Here is a 17,368-nt window from a genome sequence, read left to right as displayed (position 1 = left end):
TACTCTGGGCAGGCGCCCGGGTGAACCCTTAATTGCATTGGTACATGTACCATAACGAGCAGAACATGGCGATAAGAGAAAAAAGTTTGGCCAGCGCCAAATGGTCAATTTTGTCATCCATAAAAATCGTCGGCATTGGTGTTTTACAACTTTCACTTCTGGCACAAATACTTCAGGCAAACGAGTTAGATTTACTCGCCATTGCCATTGTGATGTTATTGATTATTGATACGCTTGCCGACCGTGGATTTGGCAATTCAGTTATCAGAAATATAAATCTTAATAACAGCGAACTATCCATTCTCTACTGGGGAAATGTATTAAGTGGCATGATGATATTCGCCGTGCTGTTTATTGGTAGTGATTTATATAGCCGAATCATGAACCAACCGGAAATGGCGATTATGCTGGAAATGATTTCGGTGATTTTCATCATTATTCCACAAGGGCAACATTATCGCGCCATATTACAGCGTGAGAAACAATTCTCGCGTATCGCCTTCACAGAAACCTCATCGGTGCTGGTTGGTCTGGGTGTCACACTGTTTACCGTATGGCTGACCCCTTCAGTGTTGTGCGCTATATGGGGCTACCTGGCCATGGTATCCATCAGAATGCTGGTCTACTGCTACTACGGTCGTTCCTGGTTCCAGCCAGAATACCGTTTTAGCCTGAAAAGTTTCGCTAACGTGCGAGCAAGAAACGGATAATAAAAACAAGTCTGTATGGTGGGCTCTGGGCATCTGAGAAGATGCGTTCGCGTGCTGGTCGCCAGCACGCTTTTTTCTTTATTGATACGGTTAACATCTCTTCTTCCCCCGTCTTCTTACCCCTCAGACCTGCACGATCACACAGATCACATCACATTTTTTAATGCGAAAGCGTAACGCACTCCTGATTTATCAAGCGGGTTAAGCCTGTTAGCATGAGCGGCATCAAAACAGCTAATCCGATGACGTCTGCTTTAGAAATACTCAGTGGTCGATAGCTGAGGAAATCTTTAGGCTGGCCGCCGATCTTATGGAGTGCTCTATGTTATTAACCGTTCTCTACATTATTGGCATCACCGCCGAAGCCATGACCGGTGCGCTGGCCGCTGGTCGCCGCAAAATGGATCTGTTTGGCGTCATCATCATTGCGTCCGTCACTGCAATCGGAGGCGGCTCGGTGCGTGACATCCTGCTCGGGCATTATCCGTTGAGTTGGGTTAAAAACCCGGAGTACATCATGATCGTGGCCGCCGCGGCGGTGGTGACCACTTTTGTTGCCCCTTTAATGAATCATCTGCGTAAAGTGTTTCTGGTACTGGATGCGCTTGGCCTGGTGGTGTTCTCCATTATTGGCGCGCAGGTCGCGCTGGATTCTGGTCATGCCTCGATCATTGCCGCTATTGCCGCCGTGATCACGGGGGTTTTTGGTGGCGTGCTGCGTGATATGTTCTGCAATCGCATCCCGCTGGTGTTCCAAAAAGAGCTCTATGCCGGTATCGCATTTGCCGCAGGTTGGATCTACATTCTGCTGCTCAAAACGCCGCTTCCCCATGAAGCCGTGGTGATCATTACGCTGCTGGCCGGCTTCATTGGCCGTTTATTAGCGCTGCGCTTCCGCCTTGGTCTGCCGATCTTCAACTATCCCCACCCCGAACATTAAAGGTGCAGCAGGAATTTCCTGCTGCTGTAAAAAGCGGATCAGTTGCTGTAATTCCTCATCCTGCAGCATGCTAACAATCCGCTCTGCCAGTGTGCGCCCGATGCCGGGTAGCTGCTGCCACTCATCTGCCGAGCGAGCCAGCAACGCTGTCCAGTCGTTATCCGCTAAGGCCTGCAACGCGGTTCGGGGAAGCGGTAGACCTAATGCGCTCAACCAGCGCCGAAAGGGTTGCTGACGTGTCTGTTGGAAACGTTGCCAAATCTCTTGTGCCCGCGCAGAGGACATCCCGCTGTCCTGCGCGATCTCTTCTGGCGTTAACGTCAGCCAGGAGAAAAGATGGGTGATGGCACCACTGTTCAGTAACCGCTGCCAGCTACTACGTTGCACGCCAGGGATGTTCAGCACCGATTTCTGACTGAGCCAGGTGAGGCGTGATAAGAACTGCAGCCGACAATCCTGGTTGAAGTGCAAACAAGACAGCGGATTAAATTCGCCCTGCTGTGGTGTTAAAGGATAATCTCGCCCTCTCACCCGCCAAATGACTCGCTCTAAGCGAGGAATACCCTGACCGGCTAACGTGACTATCACTTGATCACCTGCGATGACATCCAGCTCCCGCCATCGCCGCAGCGATCCAAGATTCACTCTGCGCACGGTTTTATCATCCAGCTGAACGGGAGTGAGGTTCAGCACCACGGCAATTTTCCCCGTGCGCCCAACGTTGAAATCCACGGACAGCACTTCACTGCTGACTTCAACCGGCTGATATTTCCACGCGGCGGACCAATGCCCCTGACCAGGCTGCCAGTCCCGCCCGGCACCGACGGGTGATTGATGGATCACGACGCCATCGGTGACGAACGGCAAAGATGCACGGAACCAGCGATCGCGCCACACCTCCGCCTCCTCTTCGTTCTCGATTGGGTGGCTCCAGTCCTGCGCCAGAGCGAATCCCCAGCGTGATAACTGCGCCAGTCGAGCGGGCATCTGGATTGGACCATCGGGCCATGCCCAGATAAAAATGCCGAGATCTGCCAGCAGCGGAGGAGCTTCATGACGCATCATCGCACCCGCCACCTGCGCTCTGGCATTTCGCCCTCCGTCACGTGCTTGCTGATGATCGGTCATAAGCAGAAACAGCTCGCCTTGCAGCACCACCTCTTCACGATCGGTTTCAATGTGAGTAGGAATCGCCGGAATATGGCGGGCTTTGGTTATCCACTCTTCCCCACGCAGGCCATCGCCGCGACTCACCAGGGAAACCAATTGCCCGCGTCGATACACCAGCGTTACCGCCACGCCATCGACTTTCGGCTGTATCCACAGTGGCGATTTATCCTGCATCCAGTAAGCCACCGCCAACTTGTCACGCAGTTTCCGTACCCCTGTGTGTGCCACCGGGTGTCGGGTACTACCGTCCGTTGTGGGCTGCGCTTGATAAGCCCGTTGATCCGGCGTGAAGCAGCGCTGCCAATGCAGTAAGCGTTGCTGCAGGCTGTCATAGTCCCCATCGCTAACCAGGCTCGTGCCCTCGCGATAGTAGGCATCATCCCAGTGCCGTAGCTGGCTATGTAAATGAACCATCTCTTGTTCGGCGCGCACCGGTGACCAGTTAGGGCACAGCGCTTCAGCCCCGCAAGCCGCGGTGAAAAACCAGCAACACAACCACCACCATCCTTTCATCGTTGCTCTCCTTTTTGTCTATTGGAGAGTGCGATGAGGGCAATGACCAGTGCTGAAGGTGGTAGAGAGCAAACGTATTCCCGGTTTTTTAAGCCGTTTGCAGCGGCTTACCGCGTTATCTGGCACGGGTTCACAGAAAAAGAATTACCTTAGCCCAACGGCAAACGCTGCGTGGCACCGTTAAGCCGTGTATACTGTGCAGGAAATCGACTCCGCTCTTTACTCAATTCAAGATAACCATGGCTCAAGGCACGCTTTATATTGTTTCCGCCCCCAGTGGCGCGGGTAAATCCAGTCTGATTCAGGCTTTATTGAAGACACAGCCGCTGTACGATACGCAGGTGTCTGTTTCCCATACCACTCGCGGCGTGCGTCCCGGTGAAGTTCATGGTGAACACTATTTCTTTGTCTCCAAGCCTGAATTTGAGACCATGATTGCCGCTGAAGACTTCCTCGAACATGCGGAAGTGTTTGGCAATTATTACGGTACCTCGCGCGCCGCGATTGAGCGCGTGCTGGCGACCGGTGTCGATGTATTTCTGGATATCGACTGGCAAGGTGCTCAGCAAATTCGTCAGAAAATGCCTGCCGCACGCAGCATTTTTGTGCTGCCGCCGTCGACTGAAGAGTTAGATCGTCGCCTGCGTGGCCGTGGTCAGGATAGCGAAGAGGTTATCGCCCGCCGTATGGCTCAGGCCGTGGCGGAAATGAGTCACTACGCAGAATACGATTATCTGATCGTGAATGATGATTTCGACCTGGCACTGACCGACCTGAAACACATTATTCGCGCAGAACGTCTGCGTATGAGTCGCCAAAAATCGCGACATGATGCTTTAATCAGCAAACTATTGGCAGTCTGAAGTCACTTTCAGTATTATGCCCAGTCATTTCTTCATCATCTGTGGAGTAGCACACCTATGGCACGCGTAACCGTTCAGGACGCAGTAGAGAAAATTGGTAACCGTTTTGACCTGGTGTTGGTCGCTGCACGTCGTGCACGTCAGATGCAGGTAGGCGGTAAAGATCCGCTGGTTCCGGAAGAGAACGATAAAGCCACCGTTATCGCCCTGCGCGAAATCGAAGAAGGCCTGATCACTACCCAGATTCTGGATGTGCGTGATCGTCAGGAGCAGCAAGAGCAGGAAGCCGCTGAGTTACAAGCCGTTACCGCTATCGCTGAAGGTCGTCGTTAACAGCACTTCGCAGGTCAACCTTGTATCTGTTTGAAAGCCTCAATCAACTGATTGAAAAATACTTGCCTGAGGAGCAAATCAAGCGCCTCAAGCAAGCTTATCTCGTCGCGCGTGATGCCCACGAGGGTCAGACACGCTCCAGCGGTGAACTTTACATCACCCATCCTGTTGCCGTTGCCTGCATTCTGGCCGAGATGAAACTCGACCATGAAACGCTGATGGCAGCGCTGCTGCATGACGTGATCGAAGATACACCCGCCACTTACCAGGATATGGAACAGCTGTTTGGCAAAAGCGTGGCCGAACTGGTGGAAGGCGTGTCGAAACTCGACAAGCTGAAGTTCCGCGACAAGAAAGAAGCGCAGGCTGAAAACTTCCGCAAAATGATCATGGCGATGGTGCAGGATATCCGCGTCATTCTGATCAAGCTGGCTGACCGCACGCACAACATGCGCACGCTCGGTGCGTTGCGACCGGATAAGAAACGTCGTATCGCACTCGAAACGCTGGAGATTTACAGTCCTCTGGCGCACCGACTTGGTATTCATCACCTGAAAACAGAGTTGGAAGAACTCGGCTTTGAAGCCCTCTATCCAAATCGTTTCCGCGTGATCAAAGAGGTGGTGAAAGCGGCACGCGGTAATCGTAAAGAGATGATTCAGAAGATCCTTTCTGAAATCGACGGGCGCTTACAGGAAGCAGGCATTCCCTGCCGTGTCAGTGGCCGCGAGAAGCATCTCTATTCGATCTACCGCAAAATGCACCTGAAAGAGCAGCGATTCCACTCGATCATGGATATTTATGCCTTTCGCGTTATCGTGAAAGACCTGGATACCTGTTATCGCGTGCTCGGTCAGATGCACAGCCTGTACAAACCGCGTCCTGGACGCGTCAAAGATTACATCGCTATTCCCAAGGCCAACGGCTATCAATCACTGCATACATCAATGATTGGCCCGCACGGCGTGCCCGTTGAAGTGCAAATCCGTACCGAAGATATGGATCAGATGGCGGAGATGGGGGTAGCGGCACACTGGGCTTATAAAGAGGCCGGTGAAAGCGGCACGACCGCACAGATTCGCGCCCAGCGCTGGCTGCAAAGCCTGCTGGAGCTGCAACAAAGCGCCGGTAGCTCGTTTGAATTTATCGAGAGCGTGAAATCCGATCTCTTCCCGGATGAGATCTACGTCTTCACGCCGGAAGGCCGTATCGTCGAACTGCCTGCTGGCGCCACACCGGTAGACTTCGCTTACGCCGTGCACACCGATATTGGCCATGCCTGTGTGGGCGCCCGCGTCGATCGCCAGCCTTATCCGCTGTCGCAATCGCTAACCAGCGGCCAAACCATCGAAATCATCACTGCGCCAGGTGCCCGTCCTAATGCGGCATGGCTCAACTTTGTGGTGAGCTCGAAAGCACGCGCCAAAATTCGTCAGCTACTAAAAAACCTCAAACGCGAAGACTCCGTCAACCTTGGCCGTCGTCTGTTGAGCCATGCGCTCGGCGGCAGCAAGAAGCTGGCAGAGATCCCGCCGGAAAATATTCAGCACGAGCTGGAGCGCATGAAGCTGACCAGCATTGACGATTTGCTGGCGGAGATCGGCCTCGGCAACGCCATGAGCGTGGTCGTGGCGAAAAACCTGCTGCAGTCGGGTGCTGAGCAGCCGCAAAGCAACAGCAAACGCAAAAAGCTGCCGATCAAAGGTGCTGATGGCGTATTGATTACCTTTGCCAAGTGCTGTCGTCCGATTCCTGGCGATCCGATTGTTGCGCACGTCAGCCCGGGCAAAGGTCTGGTGGTGCATCACGAATCCTGTCGTAACATCCGTGGCTATCAGAAAGAGCCCGAGAAGTTCATGCCGGTTGAGTGGGACAAGGTTATCGACCAGGAGTTTGTCGCGGAAATTAAGGTTGATATGTTCAACCATCAGGGCGCACTGGCGAACCTGACGGCAGCTATCAACACAGCGGGATCCAACATCCAAAGTCTTAACACGGAAGAGCGCGACGGCCGTGTTTACAGCGCCTTTATCCGTCTCACCGCGAACGACCGCGTCCATCTGGCCAATATTATGCGTAAAATCCGCGTAATGCCGGATGTGATTAAAGTTCACCGTAACCGTAATTAGTGCATGAACGCTCAACGTTTTGCTCGTATCCAGGAAATGCTGGCCATGCGCCAGCACGACCTCACCGTCTGCATGGAGCAGGTCCATAAGCCGCATAATGTCTCGGCGGTGATTCGTACTGCTGACGCGGTCGGCATCCATGAAGTGCACGCCGTCTGGCCTAGCGTGCGCATGCGCACCATGGTATCTGCTTCAGCGGGCAGCAACAGTTGGGTGAAAGTGCAGACGCATCGTCATATCGCAGAAGCCGTGCGTCACTTGAAAGATCAGGGGATGCAGGTGCTGGCGACCAATCTGTCGGCCAATGCAGTGGATTTTCGCGAGATCGATTACACCAAACCGACCTGCATTCTGATGGGGCAGGAAAAAACAGGCATCACCGCTGAAGCGCTGGCGCTCGCCGATCAAGACATCATTGTGCCGATGGTGGGCATGGTGCAGTCGCTCAACGTGTCCGTCGCCTCCGCGCTGATTCTGTATGAAGCGCAGCGTCAACGGCAGAACGCCGGCATGTATAAACGTCAGCACAGCCTGCTTGATGCCGATGAACAGCAGCGTTTGCTGTTTGAAGGTGGTTATCCGGTGCTTGCACGCGTGGCGAAGCAAAAAGGTCTGCCTTATCCGCATATCAACGCCCAGGGCGAGGTGGAAGCCGATGCCGACTGGTGGGCCACCATGCAATCCACAGGTAAAAAATGAAAGGCCGTCTGCTGGATGCCATACCGCTCAGTACCCTGACCGGCGTCGGCGCCAGTCAGGCGGGAAAACTGGCTAAACTCAGCCTGTTCACTATTCAGGATTTGCTGCTGCATCTGCCGCTGCGCTACGAAGATCGCACCCAACTCTACAAGATTAATGACCTGCTGCCGGGCGTCTGGTCCACGGTGGAAGGTGAAGTGCTACACAGTGAGATCACCTTTGGCCGCCGCCGCATGCTGGTGTGCCAGATCAGTGATGGCAGCGGCGTGCTGACCATGCGCTTCTTCAATTTCAATGCCGGGATGAAAAACAGTCTGGCGCCAGGCCGCCGCGTCACCGCTTATGGCGAAATCAAACGTGGTCAGCGCGGTGCTGAAATTATTCATCCCGAGTATCGCGTGCAGGGCGAACAGGGCGGCGTCGAGCTACAGGAAACCCTGACACCGGTCTATCCCACCACTGAAGGCATTCGTCAGGCCACGCTGCGCAATCTCACCGATCAAGCGCTGACGTTGCTGGAAAGCTGCCCGATTGCCGAGTTGCTGCCGTCAGAACTGAGCGGTGGCTTGATGAGTTTGCCGGATGCCCTGCGCACGCTGCATCGTCCGCCGCCCGATTTACGTCTGAGCGAGCTGGAAACCGGTCGCCATCCCGCACAAAAGCGCTTAATCCTTGAAGAGCTGCTGGCGCACAACCTCAGCATGCTGGCGGTTCGTGCCGGCGCTCAACGTCATCATGCGTTGCCGATGCCTGCTAAGCATAATCTGGTGAATCAATTGCTGGCCGCGCTGCCCTTCTCACCCACCGGCGCGCAAAAACGCGTGGTTGAGGAGATCGAGCGCGATTTAGCCAACGACTTCCCAATGATGCGTCTGGTGCAGGGCGATGTGGGATCGGGCAAAACGCTGGTCGCGGCGCTGGCGGCGCTGAATGTCATTGCGCATGGCAAACAGGTGGCGCTGATGGCGCCGACCGAGCTGCTAGCCGAGCAGCATGCCAACAATTTCCGCCAGTGGTTTGCGCCGCTGGGCATTGAAGTGGGTTGGCTGGCTGGCAAGCAAAAAGGCAAAGCACGTGAAGCCCAGCAGGAAGCGATTGCCAGCGGACAGGTAGCGATGGTGGTCGGCACGCATGCGCTGTTCCAGGAGCAGGTCAAATTCAACGGCATGGCGCTGGTGATCATTGATGAGCAACATCGCTTCGGCGTGCATCAACGTCTTGCGCTATGGGAAAAAGGTGAAGAGCAGGGTTTCCATCCGCATCAGCTGATTATGACCGCCACGCCGATTCCGCGTACCCTGGCGATGACCGCCTATGCCGATCTCGACACCTCCACCATCGACGAATTACCGCCTGGCCGCACACCGGTCACCACAGTGGCCATTCCTGACAGTCGCCGCGGCGATATTATTGAGCGGGTGAAAAACGCCTGCCATGAAGGTCGCCAGGCTTACTGGGTCTGTACGCTGATTGAAGAGTCAGATGTACTGGAAGCACAAGCGGCGGAAGCCACCTGGGAAGAGTTGAAACTCGCGCTGCCTGGCTTGCAGGTTGGGCTGGTGCACGGCCGCATGAAACCGGCAGAAAAACAGGCGGTCATGGCGGCCTTCAAAGCCAACGAGATTCAGTTACTGGTCGCGACGACGGTGATTGAAGTCGGGGTAGACGTGCCCAACGCCAGCCTGATGATCATCGAAAACCCGGAACGTTTGGGCCTGGCTCAGCTGCATCAGCTGCGCGGCCGCGTGGGCCGTGGCGCAGTCGCCTCGCATTGCGTGCTGCTGTATAAAGCGCCGCTCAGCAAAACCGCGCAGAAGCGTTTGCAGGTACTGCGCGACAGCAACGATGGCTTCGTCATCGCTCAGCACGACCTGGAAATTCGCGGTCCTGGTGAATTACTTGGTACGCGCCAGACCGGTAATGCGGAGTTTAAGGTTGCAGACTTACTGCGCGATCAGGGCATGATCCCGGAAGTGCAACGCGTGGCACGCCATATCCACCAGCACTATCCAGAACAGGCGCAGGCGTTGATTGAACGCTGGCTGCCAGAGACCGAGCGCTACAGCAATGCTTAAAAGTGGGCAAAAGACAGCGTGTTAAAGAGCCAACACGACACGATGCCCGCCCTTACTCACTACGATCGATCGCCATAAAATCCCCGACAAATTTCTGCAACAGACGCGCCAGCTCGGTGCGCTCGCTATCCTGCCAGTTCTCAAACAGATGCTGATAAATCTGCGCCCGTGCGGCATCGATTTTATCCGTCATCGCTTTGCCAGTGGCGGTAATGACCGCTTCGTTTACGCGTTTGTCTTTGGCATTTTTCTGTCGTTGCGCTAACCCCAGCTCTTCCAGTTTCGCCACCTGACGGCTCACGGTGGTGTAATCGCGTCCGGCGCGCTCTGCCAGTTCCACCACGCCAATCGGTCCAAAGCGGCCAATCTGAATCAGCAGCGGAAATAGCGCACGATCGAGTTGAATATTGGACTCTTTTATTAGTAATTCATCACGTTGCGGGCGATTAAAAGTACCCACAATCATCAGCAGCGCATTATGCAGATCGTCGAACTCTGCACTATTATGTGTATTTTGCACACTTTTCATTGACGTCATCCCGAGGCAGAACTAATGTGTGCATATTACACATATATTCCGATTATCTGAAGGAGAAAGCATGAAAGCAGCTATCGTTTCTGCAGCGGGCGAACAGCCGGTTTACGCTGATTTCCCTGAACCGCAAGCCGATGAACAACATGTTATTGTCAGCGTTAAAGCAGCTGCCGTCAGTCAACTGGCGAAAGCACGCGCTTCTGGCAAACACTACAGCGCCACCACGCATTACCCTTTTATCACCGGCATTGACGGCACCGGTACACTCAGCAACGGCGATCCGGTCTATTTTCTCGCCTTTGATGCGCCCTGGGGCAGCATGGCGGAAAGAACCCTGGTTCCAGCCACTGCCATTGTGCCTCTGCCCGCCTCACTCGATCCGGTGCTGGCAGCCGCCATCGCCAATCCGGGCATGTCCTCCTGGGCAGCATTGACGCGCCGGGCGCAGTTGCAGCCAGGTGAAACGGTGCTGATCAATGGCGCCACCGGCACCTCAGGTGGACTAGCGGTACGCATTGCCCGCCATCTCGGCGCGGGCAAAATCATCGCCACTGGTCGCAATCGTGAAGTACTGGATCAACTGCGTGCCCAGGGCGCGGACATCACCCTGACGCTGGATGAGTTGCCCGGCGCACTGCCCGCACTGATGAAAGAAGGTATCGATATCGTGCTGGATTACCTGTGGGGCCAGAGTGCACTTGATATCATGCAGGCGGCTGTCGCGGGTGGAGAGAAATCGGTGCGCTTCGTGCAAATCGGCTCGCTGAGTGGCCAGGAGATCACCCTGCACAGCAAGCTGTTGCGCTCATCGGGTCTGACATTAATGGGCAGCGGTCTGGGTAGCGTATCCGATGCGGATCTGATCGCCTGCATCAGCGAAATGTTGAATGCCGCGGCGGAGAGTGATTTTTCGGTCGCTTTCCAGATGCGCCCGTTGCGTGAAGTGACTCAGGCATGGCAGGAAGATGATAGCCGCAGCCGTACCGTGTTTACGCTTTAAATCAATGCAAGTGAAAAGGGGCATTGCAAACGATTGCTTTCACACCGCAACCGTTTAAAATCGCCCCTTTGTTGTCATTGAGAACGCGCACCATGTCCGTCAATACCGCTGAATCTCATCAGTCAGCCCGTCCAAAGAGTGAACTGATTTACCGCCTCGAAGATCGTCCACCGTTGCCACAAACGCTGTTTGCTGCCTGTCAGCATCTGCTGGCGATGTTCGTTGCTGTGATTACCCCTGCACTGTTGATCTGCCAGGCGCTGGGCTTACCGGCTCAGGATACGCAGCACATTATCAGCATGTCGCTATTTGCATCGGGTGTGGCTTCGATCCTGCAAATCAAAACCTGGGGACCGGTGGGTTCGGGTTTGCTCTCCATTCAGGGCACCAGCTTTAACTTTGTGACACCGCTGATTATGGGTGGCATGGCGCTGAAAAATGGCGGTGCCGATGTCCCGACCATGATGGCCGCGCTGTTCGGTACGTTGATGGTGGCGTCCTGTACCGAAATGGTGCTGTCACGCGTTCTGCATCTGGCGCGTCGTATTATTACCCCGCTGGTTTCCGGCATTGTGGTGATGATTATTGGCCTGTCACTGATTCAGGTCGGCCTGACCTCGATTGGCGGTGGCTTCGCGGCGATGAGCGATCACACTTTCGGCGCACCAAAGAACCTGCTGCTGGCTGGCGCGGTATTGGTGGTGATTATCCTGCTCAACCGTCAGCGCAATCCCTACCTGCGTGTGGCTTCACTGGTGATCGCGATGGCGGTCGGTTATGCGTTGGCATGGGCGCTGGATATGCTACCTGCCACCAGCGCGCCCACCGATCAACCGCTGGTGGCGGTACCGACACCGCTCTATTACGGTCTCGGTTTTGACTGGAACCTGCTGATCCCGTTGATGCTGGTGTTTATGGTGACCTCGCTGGAAACCATCGGCGATATCACTGCCACCTCGGATGTGTCAGAGCAACCGGTGAGCGGCCCACTGTATATGAAGCGCTTAAAAGGCGGCGTGCTGGCTAATGGCCTCAACTCATTTGTATCCGCATTGTTCAATACGTTTCCGAACTCCTGCTTTGGGCAGAACAATGGCGTGATCCAATTGACCGGCGTTGCCAGCCGTTATGTGGGCTTTGTCGTGGCACTGATGCTGATCGTGCTTGGCCTTTTCCCGGCGGTGAGTGGTTTTGTGCAGCACATTCCTGAGCCAGTGCTGGGTGGTGCCACCATCGTGATGTTTGGCACGATTGCGGCATCGGGTGTACGCATCGTTTCGCGCGAGCCGCTGAACCGTCGCGCCATTATGATCATCGCACTGTCGCTGGCCGTTGGCCTGGGTGTTTCACAGCAACCGCTGATTCTGCAATTCGCCCCGGACTGGCTGAAAACCCTGCTTTCCTCAGGCATTGCTGCCGGTGGTATCACCGCAATCGTGCTTAACCTCGTCTTTCCACAGGAAAAGTAACCCTTAAGGCAGGCTACGGCCTGCCTGTTATTTATCCGCTTTTACATCCAGGCTGTTGAGCTGTAACGGTAATTCAGGCATAACAACCTCTTACCGGATAAATATCGGGATGGATGGATGCGATGAAATTTTTAGGCAAGTTTTTCCTTACCTTACTGCTGCTGATTCTGCTGGGGCTGGTTGTCCTGTATGTCTTGCTACAGACACAGTGGGGCGCAGGTTGGTTTAGCCGTTGGGTAAGTGATAAGACCGCCTGGCATCTTTCCCTCAGCAAGATAGAGCACAACTTCTCTTCTCCCTCGCACATCATGCTGGATGATTTCAGCTTTGGGCACGATGGTCAGCCAGCGGTGTTGGTGGCCAAGCGCGTCGATCTTGGACTGGCGCTGGTGCAATTCAGTGACTGGCTGCATTTTGATAGCATCGACGTGCGTGATGGCGAGATTAACCTCGCGAATCAGACGCCCGATACCACGCTGCCTATCCAGGCCAATCGCCTGCAACTGAACAACGTGCGCATTGATAGCCCGCACAGCATGCTGCCGATGATCGCTGAACGGGTTAATGGCGGAATTATCCCGTGGAAACCGACCCCGACGGATATGCTGGGCAGCGATGCACAGTTCCAGATGAGCGCAGGCAAGCTGACGCTGAATGGTGTTCCAGGCAACAATGTGCTGCTGCAGGGAAGTGTGAAGCAGCACCGCATGATATTCAGCAATATTGGGGCCGATCTCGCGCGTGGTTCGATGACCGGCAACGCCGAGCGCGACGCACAGGGTAACTGGAAGATTGATCAGCTACGTCTTAACGATATCCGCCTGCAGACCCATCAAAATCTGAGTGATTTCCTCAATCCTCTGCGCGACGTGCCGTCAGTGAGCATCAATCGCCTGGATATGACCGATGCCCGACTGCAAGGGCCCGATTGGGCTGTCACCGACCTCGATTTAACCCTGAAGAACATCACGCTGCGTGGAGATGACTGGCAAAGCGATGATGGCTCACTGTCGATGAATGCCGGTAACTTCATTAATGGTGGCTTTGAGCTTAACGATCCGATTGTGAATGCCAACTTCTCGGCGCAGGGCATTGAATTGGCCCAGTTCAGTTCACGGTGGGCCAATGGCGTGATCCGTGCCAGCGGCAACTGGACGCGCAGCGATAAACGCCTGACGCTGAATGATTTAGCCATTGCCGGGCTGGAATATACCTTACCGCAGAACTGGCGCGACCGCTGGCAGCAAGCGTTGCCATCATGGCTGGATAGCGTGCTGGTGACACACGCTACAGCCAATCGTAATCTGGTGATCGACATCAACCCTGCTTTCCCATTCCAGATGACCGCGCTGGATGGTAACGCCGATAACCTGCTACTGGCACGCCAGCATCAGTGGGGAATCTGGGGCGGTAAAGCGAGCTTTAACGCGGCGGAAGCAACGTTTAATCGCACCGATCTGCGCCATCCCTCCATTGCCTTTAATGCTAACGATCAGCAGATTCAGGTGACGGAAATGAGCGCCTTCAACGGTAACGGTTTGCTGGAAGGGACGGCGAGTGTTGGCCAGGATGCACAGCGTCCATTGACGCTGAATCTTAAAGGTCAGGCGGTGCCCGCCAATGTGTTGCAGAACTGGGGCTGGCCTGCGTTGCCTCTTAGCGGCAACAGTAATCTTTTGTTACAGGTGAAAGGTTCATTGAGTGCTGCCGCGCCATTGCGCCAAAGTGTTGAGGGTAATGTGTCCGTGACCACCGATACACAATCGGTGCAGCAGACGATGCATGCGGGTCAGGTTCAATAGATTGTCAGCAAACGGTAGCGATGCGAGGAATGCCGCGTATCAGTAGCGACACCCTGTCGCTCACCGATGCGCCATTCTTCGCGCTGCTACCGATTAAGGTTGAAGATGGCTAAAACGTAATCTGCACGCATTAATTAATGCGTGCACCCGAGCCACCCTCTTCTAATGCACCCTCTGCATCGGCTGGCAGTACGATATATACCCCTTCAAACACCGCACCCAGCTCATCGTCACCAAACAGTTCCACTTCCATCTGCACGCGTGCTTTACGACCACGCGCCAGACGGTCAAGGTCGCCACTCAGTGATCCCAGGTCGGCAATTGCACCCGGACGCCCACTAATGGGCTTACTGTAACGAATATGAGCATCGGCAAGGATGATAGTGCCGCCGAGATGCCGCTCGCGCAGTAATAGCCAAATCAGCCCCCAGCCTGTGAGCGTAGCCAGTGAGAACAAACTGCCAGCAAATAATGTGTGGTGCGGGTTCTGGTTGCCGGTTTCTGGCATGGTAGTAACGAACTTCTGCCCGGTATATTGCAGAATGCGCACGCCCATTTTCTCACTGAGCGGAATATGCTCGTACCAGGCCTGCTGCAACTGACCACACCAGTCAGCGCGGTGCAGAATGTCATCCAGTGTTACCACCGGTTTGATCATCAGGAAATGGCGCACCGGCGTGGTTTGTGGCGCGGTGATTTCTCCCTGATTGACATAGCCCAGCTTGGCGAAGAACTCCACGGCGTCTTCACGCGCGCTACAGGTCACGCGCTTCGCCCCCTCCTGACGCGCAACGGATTCCAGCGTCATCGCCACCAGCGTCCCTAATCCTTTGCCCTGCACCGAAGGGTGTACGGCCAGGAAGCGGATGGCCGCTTCGTTTTCCGCATTGATATAGAGACGGCCAACCGCAACAGGATCGCCCTGCTCATCGACCACCATCTGATGATGCGCCAGCGCATCCCAGGCATCACGTTCAGAGCCCTGCGGCTGACGCAGCGGCTTACGTAACATTTCCCAGCGGAACTGATAATAAGTATCCAGTTCTTCCGCCGTTTGCGGCACACGAAGATGATACATAAAGTGATTCTCTCGTTCGGAGCTTGCGTGGCTGATCCCTGGCCGCTCGGCTGAAAACCTCACACCTGCAACCAGAAGGTCACTGGGCCATCATTCACCAGCGAAACCTGCATGTTGGCAGCAAAACGACCGTTCGCCGTGGTCACACCCTGTGCCCGGCAACAATCGCTGAAATAGTGATAGAGACGCTCGGCTTCCGCCGGTTCGGCACCACCCGAGAATGAGGGACGCATGCCTTTGTTGGTGTCGGCGGCAAGTGTGAATTGCGAAACCACCAGCACGCTGCCACCGGCCTGCTGTACGTTCAGGTTCATTTTGTCGTTCTCATCACCGAAGATGCGATAACCCAGCACGCGTTCAGATAAGCGCTGTGCCTTTTGCTCATCATCGCCCTTCTCCACCCCTAATAACACCAGCAAACCGGCGCCAATCTCGCCCACCGTCGCGTCATCCACCACGACGCTGGCGCGACTGACGCGCTGAATCAAAGCAATCATGTTTCCTCTCGTTCTTTTTCGCGTTCCTGCTGTTTTAGCTGGCGATAGTCATCCAGGGTGACGGTGATTTCCGCGCCTAACAACACAATACACCAGGTCCAGTAAACCCATAAAAACAGAATCGGGATGACTGCCAGTACGCCGTAAATTAATTGATACGAAGGGAACATCGTAACATAGAGCGCAAACCCTTTTTTGCCCAGCTCAAACAACAGCCCGGCGACAATCGCGCCGACCAGTGCATCACGCGTTGGCACACGGCGCGTTGGGACGATGCTGTAGAGCAACCAGAACGCGAGGATGGCGAGCACCAGAGGGAAGATGCGTAACACCTGATCGATAAGGCTGGTGACGCCGGTGACGTTGACCCAGCGTAGCGATAACAAGTAAGAGCTGATGGCCAGACTGGCACCCGCCAGTATCGGGCCGAGCGTCAGGATCATCCAGTAGACGGCAAAGGAGTAAACCATTGGCCGTGGTTTAGTACTGCGCCAGATCGCGTTGAGTGCGCTGTCCACCGAGTGCATCAGCAACAGCGCGGTCACGATCAATCCGACAATCCCTACCGCTGTCATTTTATTGACGTTGGCCACAAACTGGTCGAGATAGCGCTGGATAACATCACCGGCTGCCGGCATAAAGTTGCTGAAGATGAAATGCTTAAGCTGGACGCTGATCTCCGAAAACATCGGGAAAGCGGCAAAAAGCGCAAACACCACGGCGATCAGCGGCACCAAAGCCAGCAATGAGACGTAGGCCAGATTCCCGGCCTGCGTCGTCATGTTGTCTTCATCAACTCGGCGCCAGAGCAGTTTAACCCACAGGAAAAACGCGTGTGCCGAGTGACGCAAATGGTTACGTGTTACCACTCAGCGACGGCTCGCGAACCAGTCCGGCACGGTTTTCGCGTCTTCCACCAGCACGCTCTCTATACCTAGCGCGCGCGCGGCATCGATGTTGGCGCGATTATCATCAAAGAACACCGCTTGATCGGCGGTATAGCCTTCGTGCTCAAGCACATATTGATAGATACGCGCTTCTGGCTTACGCATGCCTATGTCTTGCGACATATAGACGTGATCGGCGGCCTGTTGCACTTCCGGATACTGCGTTGGCCAGAACTCAAAGTGCAACTGATTGGTGTTGGACAGGATTACCACGCGCTCACCGTTGGCGCGCAGTGTGTTCATGATCGCCAGCGTTTCCGGACGCACCCCGACAAACACCGCCTGCCAGCCCGCGGTGAATTGCGGATAGCTTAAGGCGATATCCAGTTGATCACAGATACGCGCCGCAAACTCGGGATCGCTGATCTCACCACGTTCGTGTTTCTCGAACGCCTCATCCATCTGGAAGCGACTTTGTAAGGTCGCCAGCGGCACACGTCCCAGGTCACTCCAGACGCCGAGCACGCGATTAAAATCGATATCAACAATCACATTGCCTAAATCAAAGATGTACAGCATGACGCCTCTCCTTCTATTCCCTGGATCATTCACTTTAGCGGCAAAAAGCATGACTGAACAGGTACGATGAGGGGGAAATAAGCGTTCTG

At 54.9% G+C, this 17,368-nt stretch carries 16 protein-coding genes; 10 read left to right on the top strand and 6 right to left on the bottom strand.

From position 1 onward, the window contains the following. Nucleotides 1–65 precede the first annotated feature (65 nt). Both CRO33_RS22475 and CRO33_RS22470 read left to right on the top strand, forming a co-directional pair. Nucleotides 66–710, top strand: coding sequence for an oligosaccharide flippase family protein (locus CRO33_RS22475; RefSeq protein WP_038649777.1), 645 nt, complete (start codon nt 66–68; stop codon nt 708–710). 322 nt (nt 711–1,032) lie between these two features. Continuing rightward, nucleotides 1,033–1,650, top strand: coding sequence for a trimeric intracellular cation channel family protein (locus CRO33_RS22470; RefSeq protein WP_058960141.1), 618 nt, complete (start codon nt 1,033–1,035; stop codon nt 1,648–1,650). Here CRO33_RS22470 and ligB read toward each other — a convergent pair. Then, the gene (gene ligB, locus CRO33_RS22465) at nt 1,591–3,333 is read right to left on the bottom strand and encodes an NAD-dependent DNA ligase LigB (RefSeq protein ID WP_097119646.1); all 1,743 of its coding nucleotides are present in this window, start codon (nt 3,331–3,333) and stop codon (nt 1,591–1,593) included. The genes CRO33_RS22470 and ligB overlap by 60 nt on opposite strands. A gap of 239 nt (nt 3,334–3,572) precedes the next feature. On the opposite strand from ligB, the gene gmk reads away from it, so the two are divergent. Genes gmk through recG form a run of 5 tightly spaced genes read left to right on the top strand, consistent with a single transcriptional unit; the run spans nt 3,573 to nt 9,432 of the window. Then, nucleotides 3,573–4,196, top strand: coding sequence for a guanylate kinase (gmk, locus tag CRO33_RS22460; protein WP_034823854.1), 624 nt, complete (start codon nt 3,573–3,575; stop codon nt 4,194–4,196). A 57-nt stretch (nt 4,197–4,253) separates the two neighbouring features. Beyond that, nucleotides 4,254–4,529 carry a DNA-directed RNA polymerase subunit omega gene (rpoZ, locus tag CRO33_RS22455; protein ID WP_034823855.1) on the top strand — a complete coding sequence of 92 codons (276 nt, stop codon included), beginning with the start codon at nt 4,254–4,256 and terminating at the stop codon, nt 4,527–4,529. Nucleotides 4,530–4,549: 20 nt separating this feature from the next. Next, nucleotides 4,550–6,658, top strand: a complete 2,109-nt coding sequence (gene spoT / locus CRO33_RS22450) for a bifunctional GTP diphosphokinase/guanosine-3',5'-bis pyrophosphate 3'-pyrophosphohydrolase (RefSeq protein WP_097119645.1) — start codon at nt 4,550–4,552, stop codon at nt 6,656–6,658. A gap of 3 nt (nt 6,659–6,661) precedes the next feature. Further along, nucleotides 6,662–7,357: a tRNA (guanosine(18)-2'-O)-methyltransferase TrmH gene (trmH, locus tag CRO33_RS22445; protein ID WP_034823857.1), complete on the top strand. Its 696-nt coding sequence runs from the start codon at nt 6,662–6,664 to the stop codon at nt 7,355–7,357. After that, nucleotides 7,354–9,432, top strand: a complete 2,079-nt coding sequence (recG, locus tag CRO33_RS22440) for an ATP-dependent DNA helicase RecG (RefSeq protein ID WP_097119644.1) — start codon at nt 7,354–7,356, stop codon at nt 9,430–9,432. Before trmH ends, recG begins: the two co-directional genes overlap by 4 nt. Nucleotides 9,433–9,484: 52 nt before the next feature. On the opposite strand, the gene CRO33_RS22435 is transcribed toward recG, so the two are convergent. After that, nucleotides 9,485–9,970, bottom strand: a complete 486-nt coding sequence (locus tag CRO33_RS22435; RefSeq protein ID WP_249221772.1) for a MarR family winged helix-turn-helix transcriptional regulator — start codon at nt 9,968–9,970, stop codon at nt 9,485–9,487. A 61-nt stretch (nt 9,971–10,031) separates the two neighbouring features. On the opposite strand from CRO33_RS22435, the gene CRO33_RS22430 reads away from it, so the two are divergent. From CRO33_RS22430 to CRO33_RS22420, 3 genes are all read left to right on the top strand, one after another. Then, on the top strand, nt 10,032–10,967 hold the full coding sequence (locus CRO33_RS22430; RefSeq protein WP_097119642.1) for a quinone oxidoreductase family protein: 936 nt from the start codon (nt 10,032–10,034) through the stop codon (nt 10,965–10,967). Nucleotides 10,968–11,059: 92 nt separating this feature from the next. Further along, nucleotides 11,060–12,436 (top strand): nucleobase:cation symporter-2 family protein, encoded by a 1,377-nt coding sequence (locus tag CRO33_RS22425; protein WP_058960146.1) that lies wholly within the window; start codon nt 11,060–11,062, stop codon nt 12,434–12,436. A 122-nt stretch (nt 12,437–12,558) separates the two neighbouring features. Further along, nucleotides 12,559–14,238, top strand: coding sequence for an AsmA family protein (locus CRO33_RS22420; protein WP_097119685.1), 1,680 nt, complete (start codon nt 12,559–12,561; stop codon nt 14,236–14,238). Between the two features lie 130 nt (nt 14,239–14,368). Here the strand turns inward: CRO33_RS22420 and fabY are convergent, their stop codons facing one another. From fabY to yihX, 4 genes are read right to left on the bottom strand one after another with little or no spacing between them, the layout of a single operon-like run. Continuing rightward, nucleotides 14,369–15,316, bottom strand: coding sequence for a fatty acid biosynthesis protein FabY (gene fabY / locus CRO33_RS22415; protein ID WP_034823865.1), 948 nt, complete (start codon nt 15,314–15,316; stop codon nt 14,369–14,371). Nucleotides 15,317–15,375: 59 nt separating this feature from the next. Then, entirely contained in the window at nt 15,376–15,813 is a 438-nt protein-coding gene (gene dtd, locus CRO33_RS22410; protein WP_034823876.1) for a D-aminoacyl-tRNA deacylase, read from the bottom strand. Beyond that, nucleotides 15,810–16,682, bottom strand: a complete 873-nt coding sequence (locus CRO33_RS22405; protein WP_045815735.1) for a virulence factor BrkB family protein — start codon at nt 16,680–16,682, stop codon at nt 15,810–15,812. The genes dtd and CRO33_RS22405 overlap by 4 nt, the downstream gene beginning before the upstream one ends. Next, nucleotides 16,683–17,279 carry a glucose-1-phosphatase gene (gene yihX, locus CRO33_RS22400; RefSeq protein WP_038644008.1) on the bottom strand — a complete coding sequence of 199 codons (597 nt, stop codon included), beginning with the start codon at nt 17,277–17,279 and terminating at the stop codon, nt 16,683–16,685. Nucleotides 17,280–17,368 lie beyond the last annotated feature (89 nt).

Source organism: Pantoea sp. GL120224-02 (assembly GCF_900215395.1).
Taxonomy (GTDB): Bacteria; Pseudomonadota; Gammaproteobacteria; order Enterobacterales; family Enterobacteriaceae; genus Pantoea; species Pantoea communis.
Note: the sequence above shows the minus strand (reverse complement) of the source record. Positions and strands in the feature narration are given on the sequence as shown.

Excerpts from the sequence above, each read along its gene's own strand:
- CRO33_RS22475 (WP_038649777.1), top strand. The coding sequence starts at position 66 with ATGGCGATAAGAGAAAAAAGTTTGGCCAGCGCCAAATGGTCAATTTTG.
- CRO33_RS22470 (WP_058960141.1), top strand. The coding sequence starts at position 1,033 with ATGTTATTAACCGTTCTCTACATTATTGGCATCACCGCCGAAGCCATG.
- ligB (WP_097119646.1), bottom strand. The coding sequence starts at position 3,333 with ATGAAAGGATGGTGGTGGTTGTGTTGCTGGTTTTTCACCGCGGCTTGC.
- gmk (WP_034823854.1), top strand. The coding sequence starts at position 3,573 with ATGGCTCAAGGCACGCTTTATATTGTTTCCGCCCCCAGTGGCGCGGGT.
- rpoZ (WP_034823855.1), top strand. The coding sequence starts at position 4,254 with ATGGCACGCGTAACCGTTCAGGACGCAGTAGAGAAAATTGGTAACCGT.
- trmH (WP_034823857.1), top strand. The coding sequence starts at position 6,662 with ATGAACGCTCAACGTTTTGCTCGTATCCAGGAAATGCTGGCCATGCGC.
- recG (WP_097119644.1), top strand. The coding sequence starts at position 7,354 with ATGAAAGGCCGTCTGCTGGATGCCATACCGCTCAGTACCCTGACCGGC.
- CRO33_RS22435 (WP_249221772.1), bottom strand. The coding sequence starts at position 9,970 with ATGACGTCAATGAAAAGTGTGCAAAATACACATAATAGTGCAGAGTTC.
- CRO33_RS22430 (WP_097119642.1), top strand. The coding sequence starts at position 10,032 with ATGAAAGCAGCTATCGTTTCTGCAGCGGGCGAACAGCCGGTTTACGCT.
- CRO33_RS22425 (WP_058960146.1), top strand. The coding sequence starts at position 11,060 with ATGTCCGTCAATACCGCTGAATCTCATCAGTCAGCCCGTCCAAAGAGT.
- CRO33_RS22420 (WP_097119685.1), top strand. The coding sequence starts at position 12,559 with ATGAAATTTTTAGGCAAGTTTTTCCTTACCTTACTGCTGCTGATTCTG.
- fabY (WP_034823865.1), bottom strand. The coding sequence starts at position 15,316 with ATGTATCATCTTCGTGTGCCGCAAACGGCGGAAGAACTGGATACTTAT.
- dtd (WP_034823876.1), bottom strand. The coding sequence starts at position 15,813 with ATGATTGCTTTGATTCAGCGCGTCAGTCGCGCCAGCGTCGTGGTGGAT.
- yihX (WP_038644008.1), bottom strand. The coding sequence starts at position 17,279 with ATGCTGTACATCTTTGATTTAGGCAATGTGATTGTTGATATCGATTTT.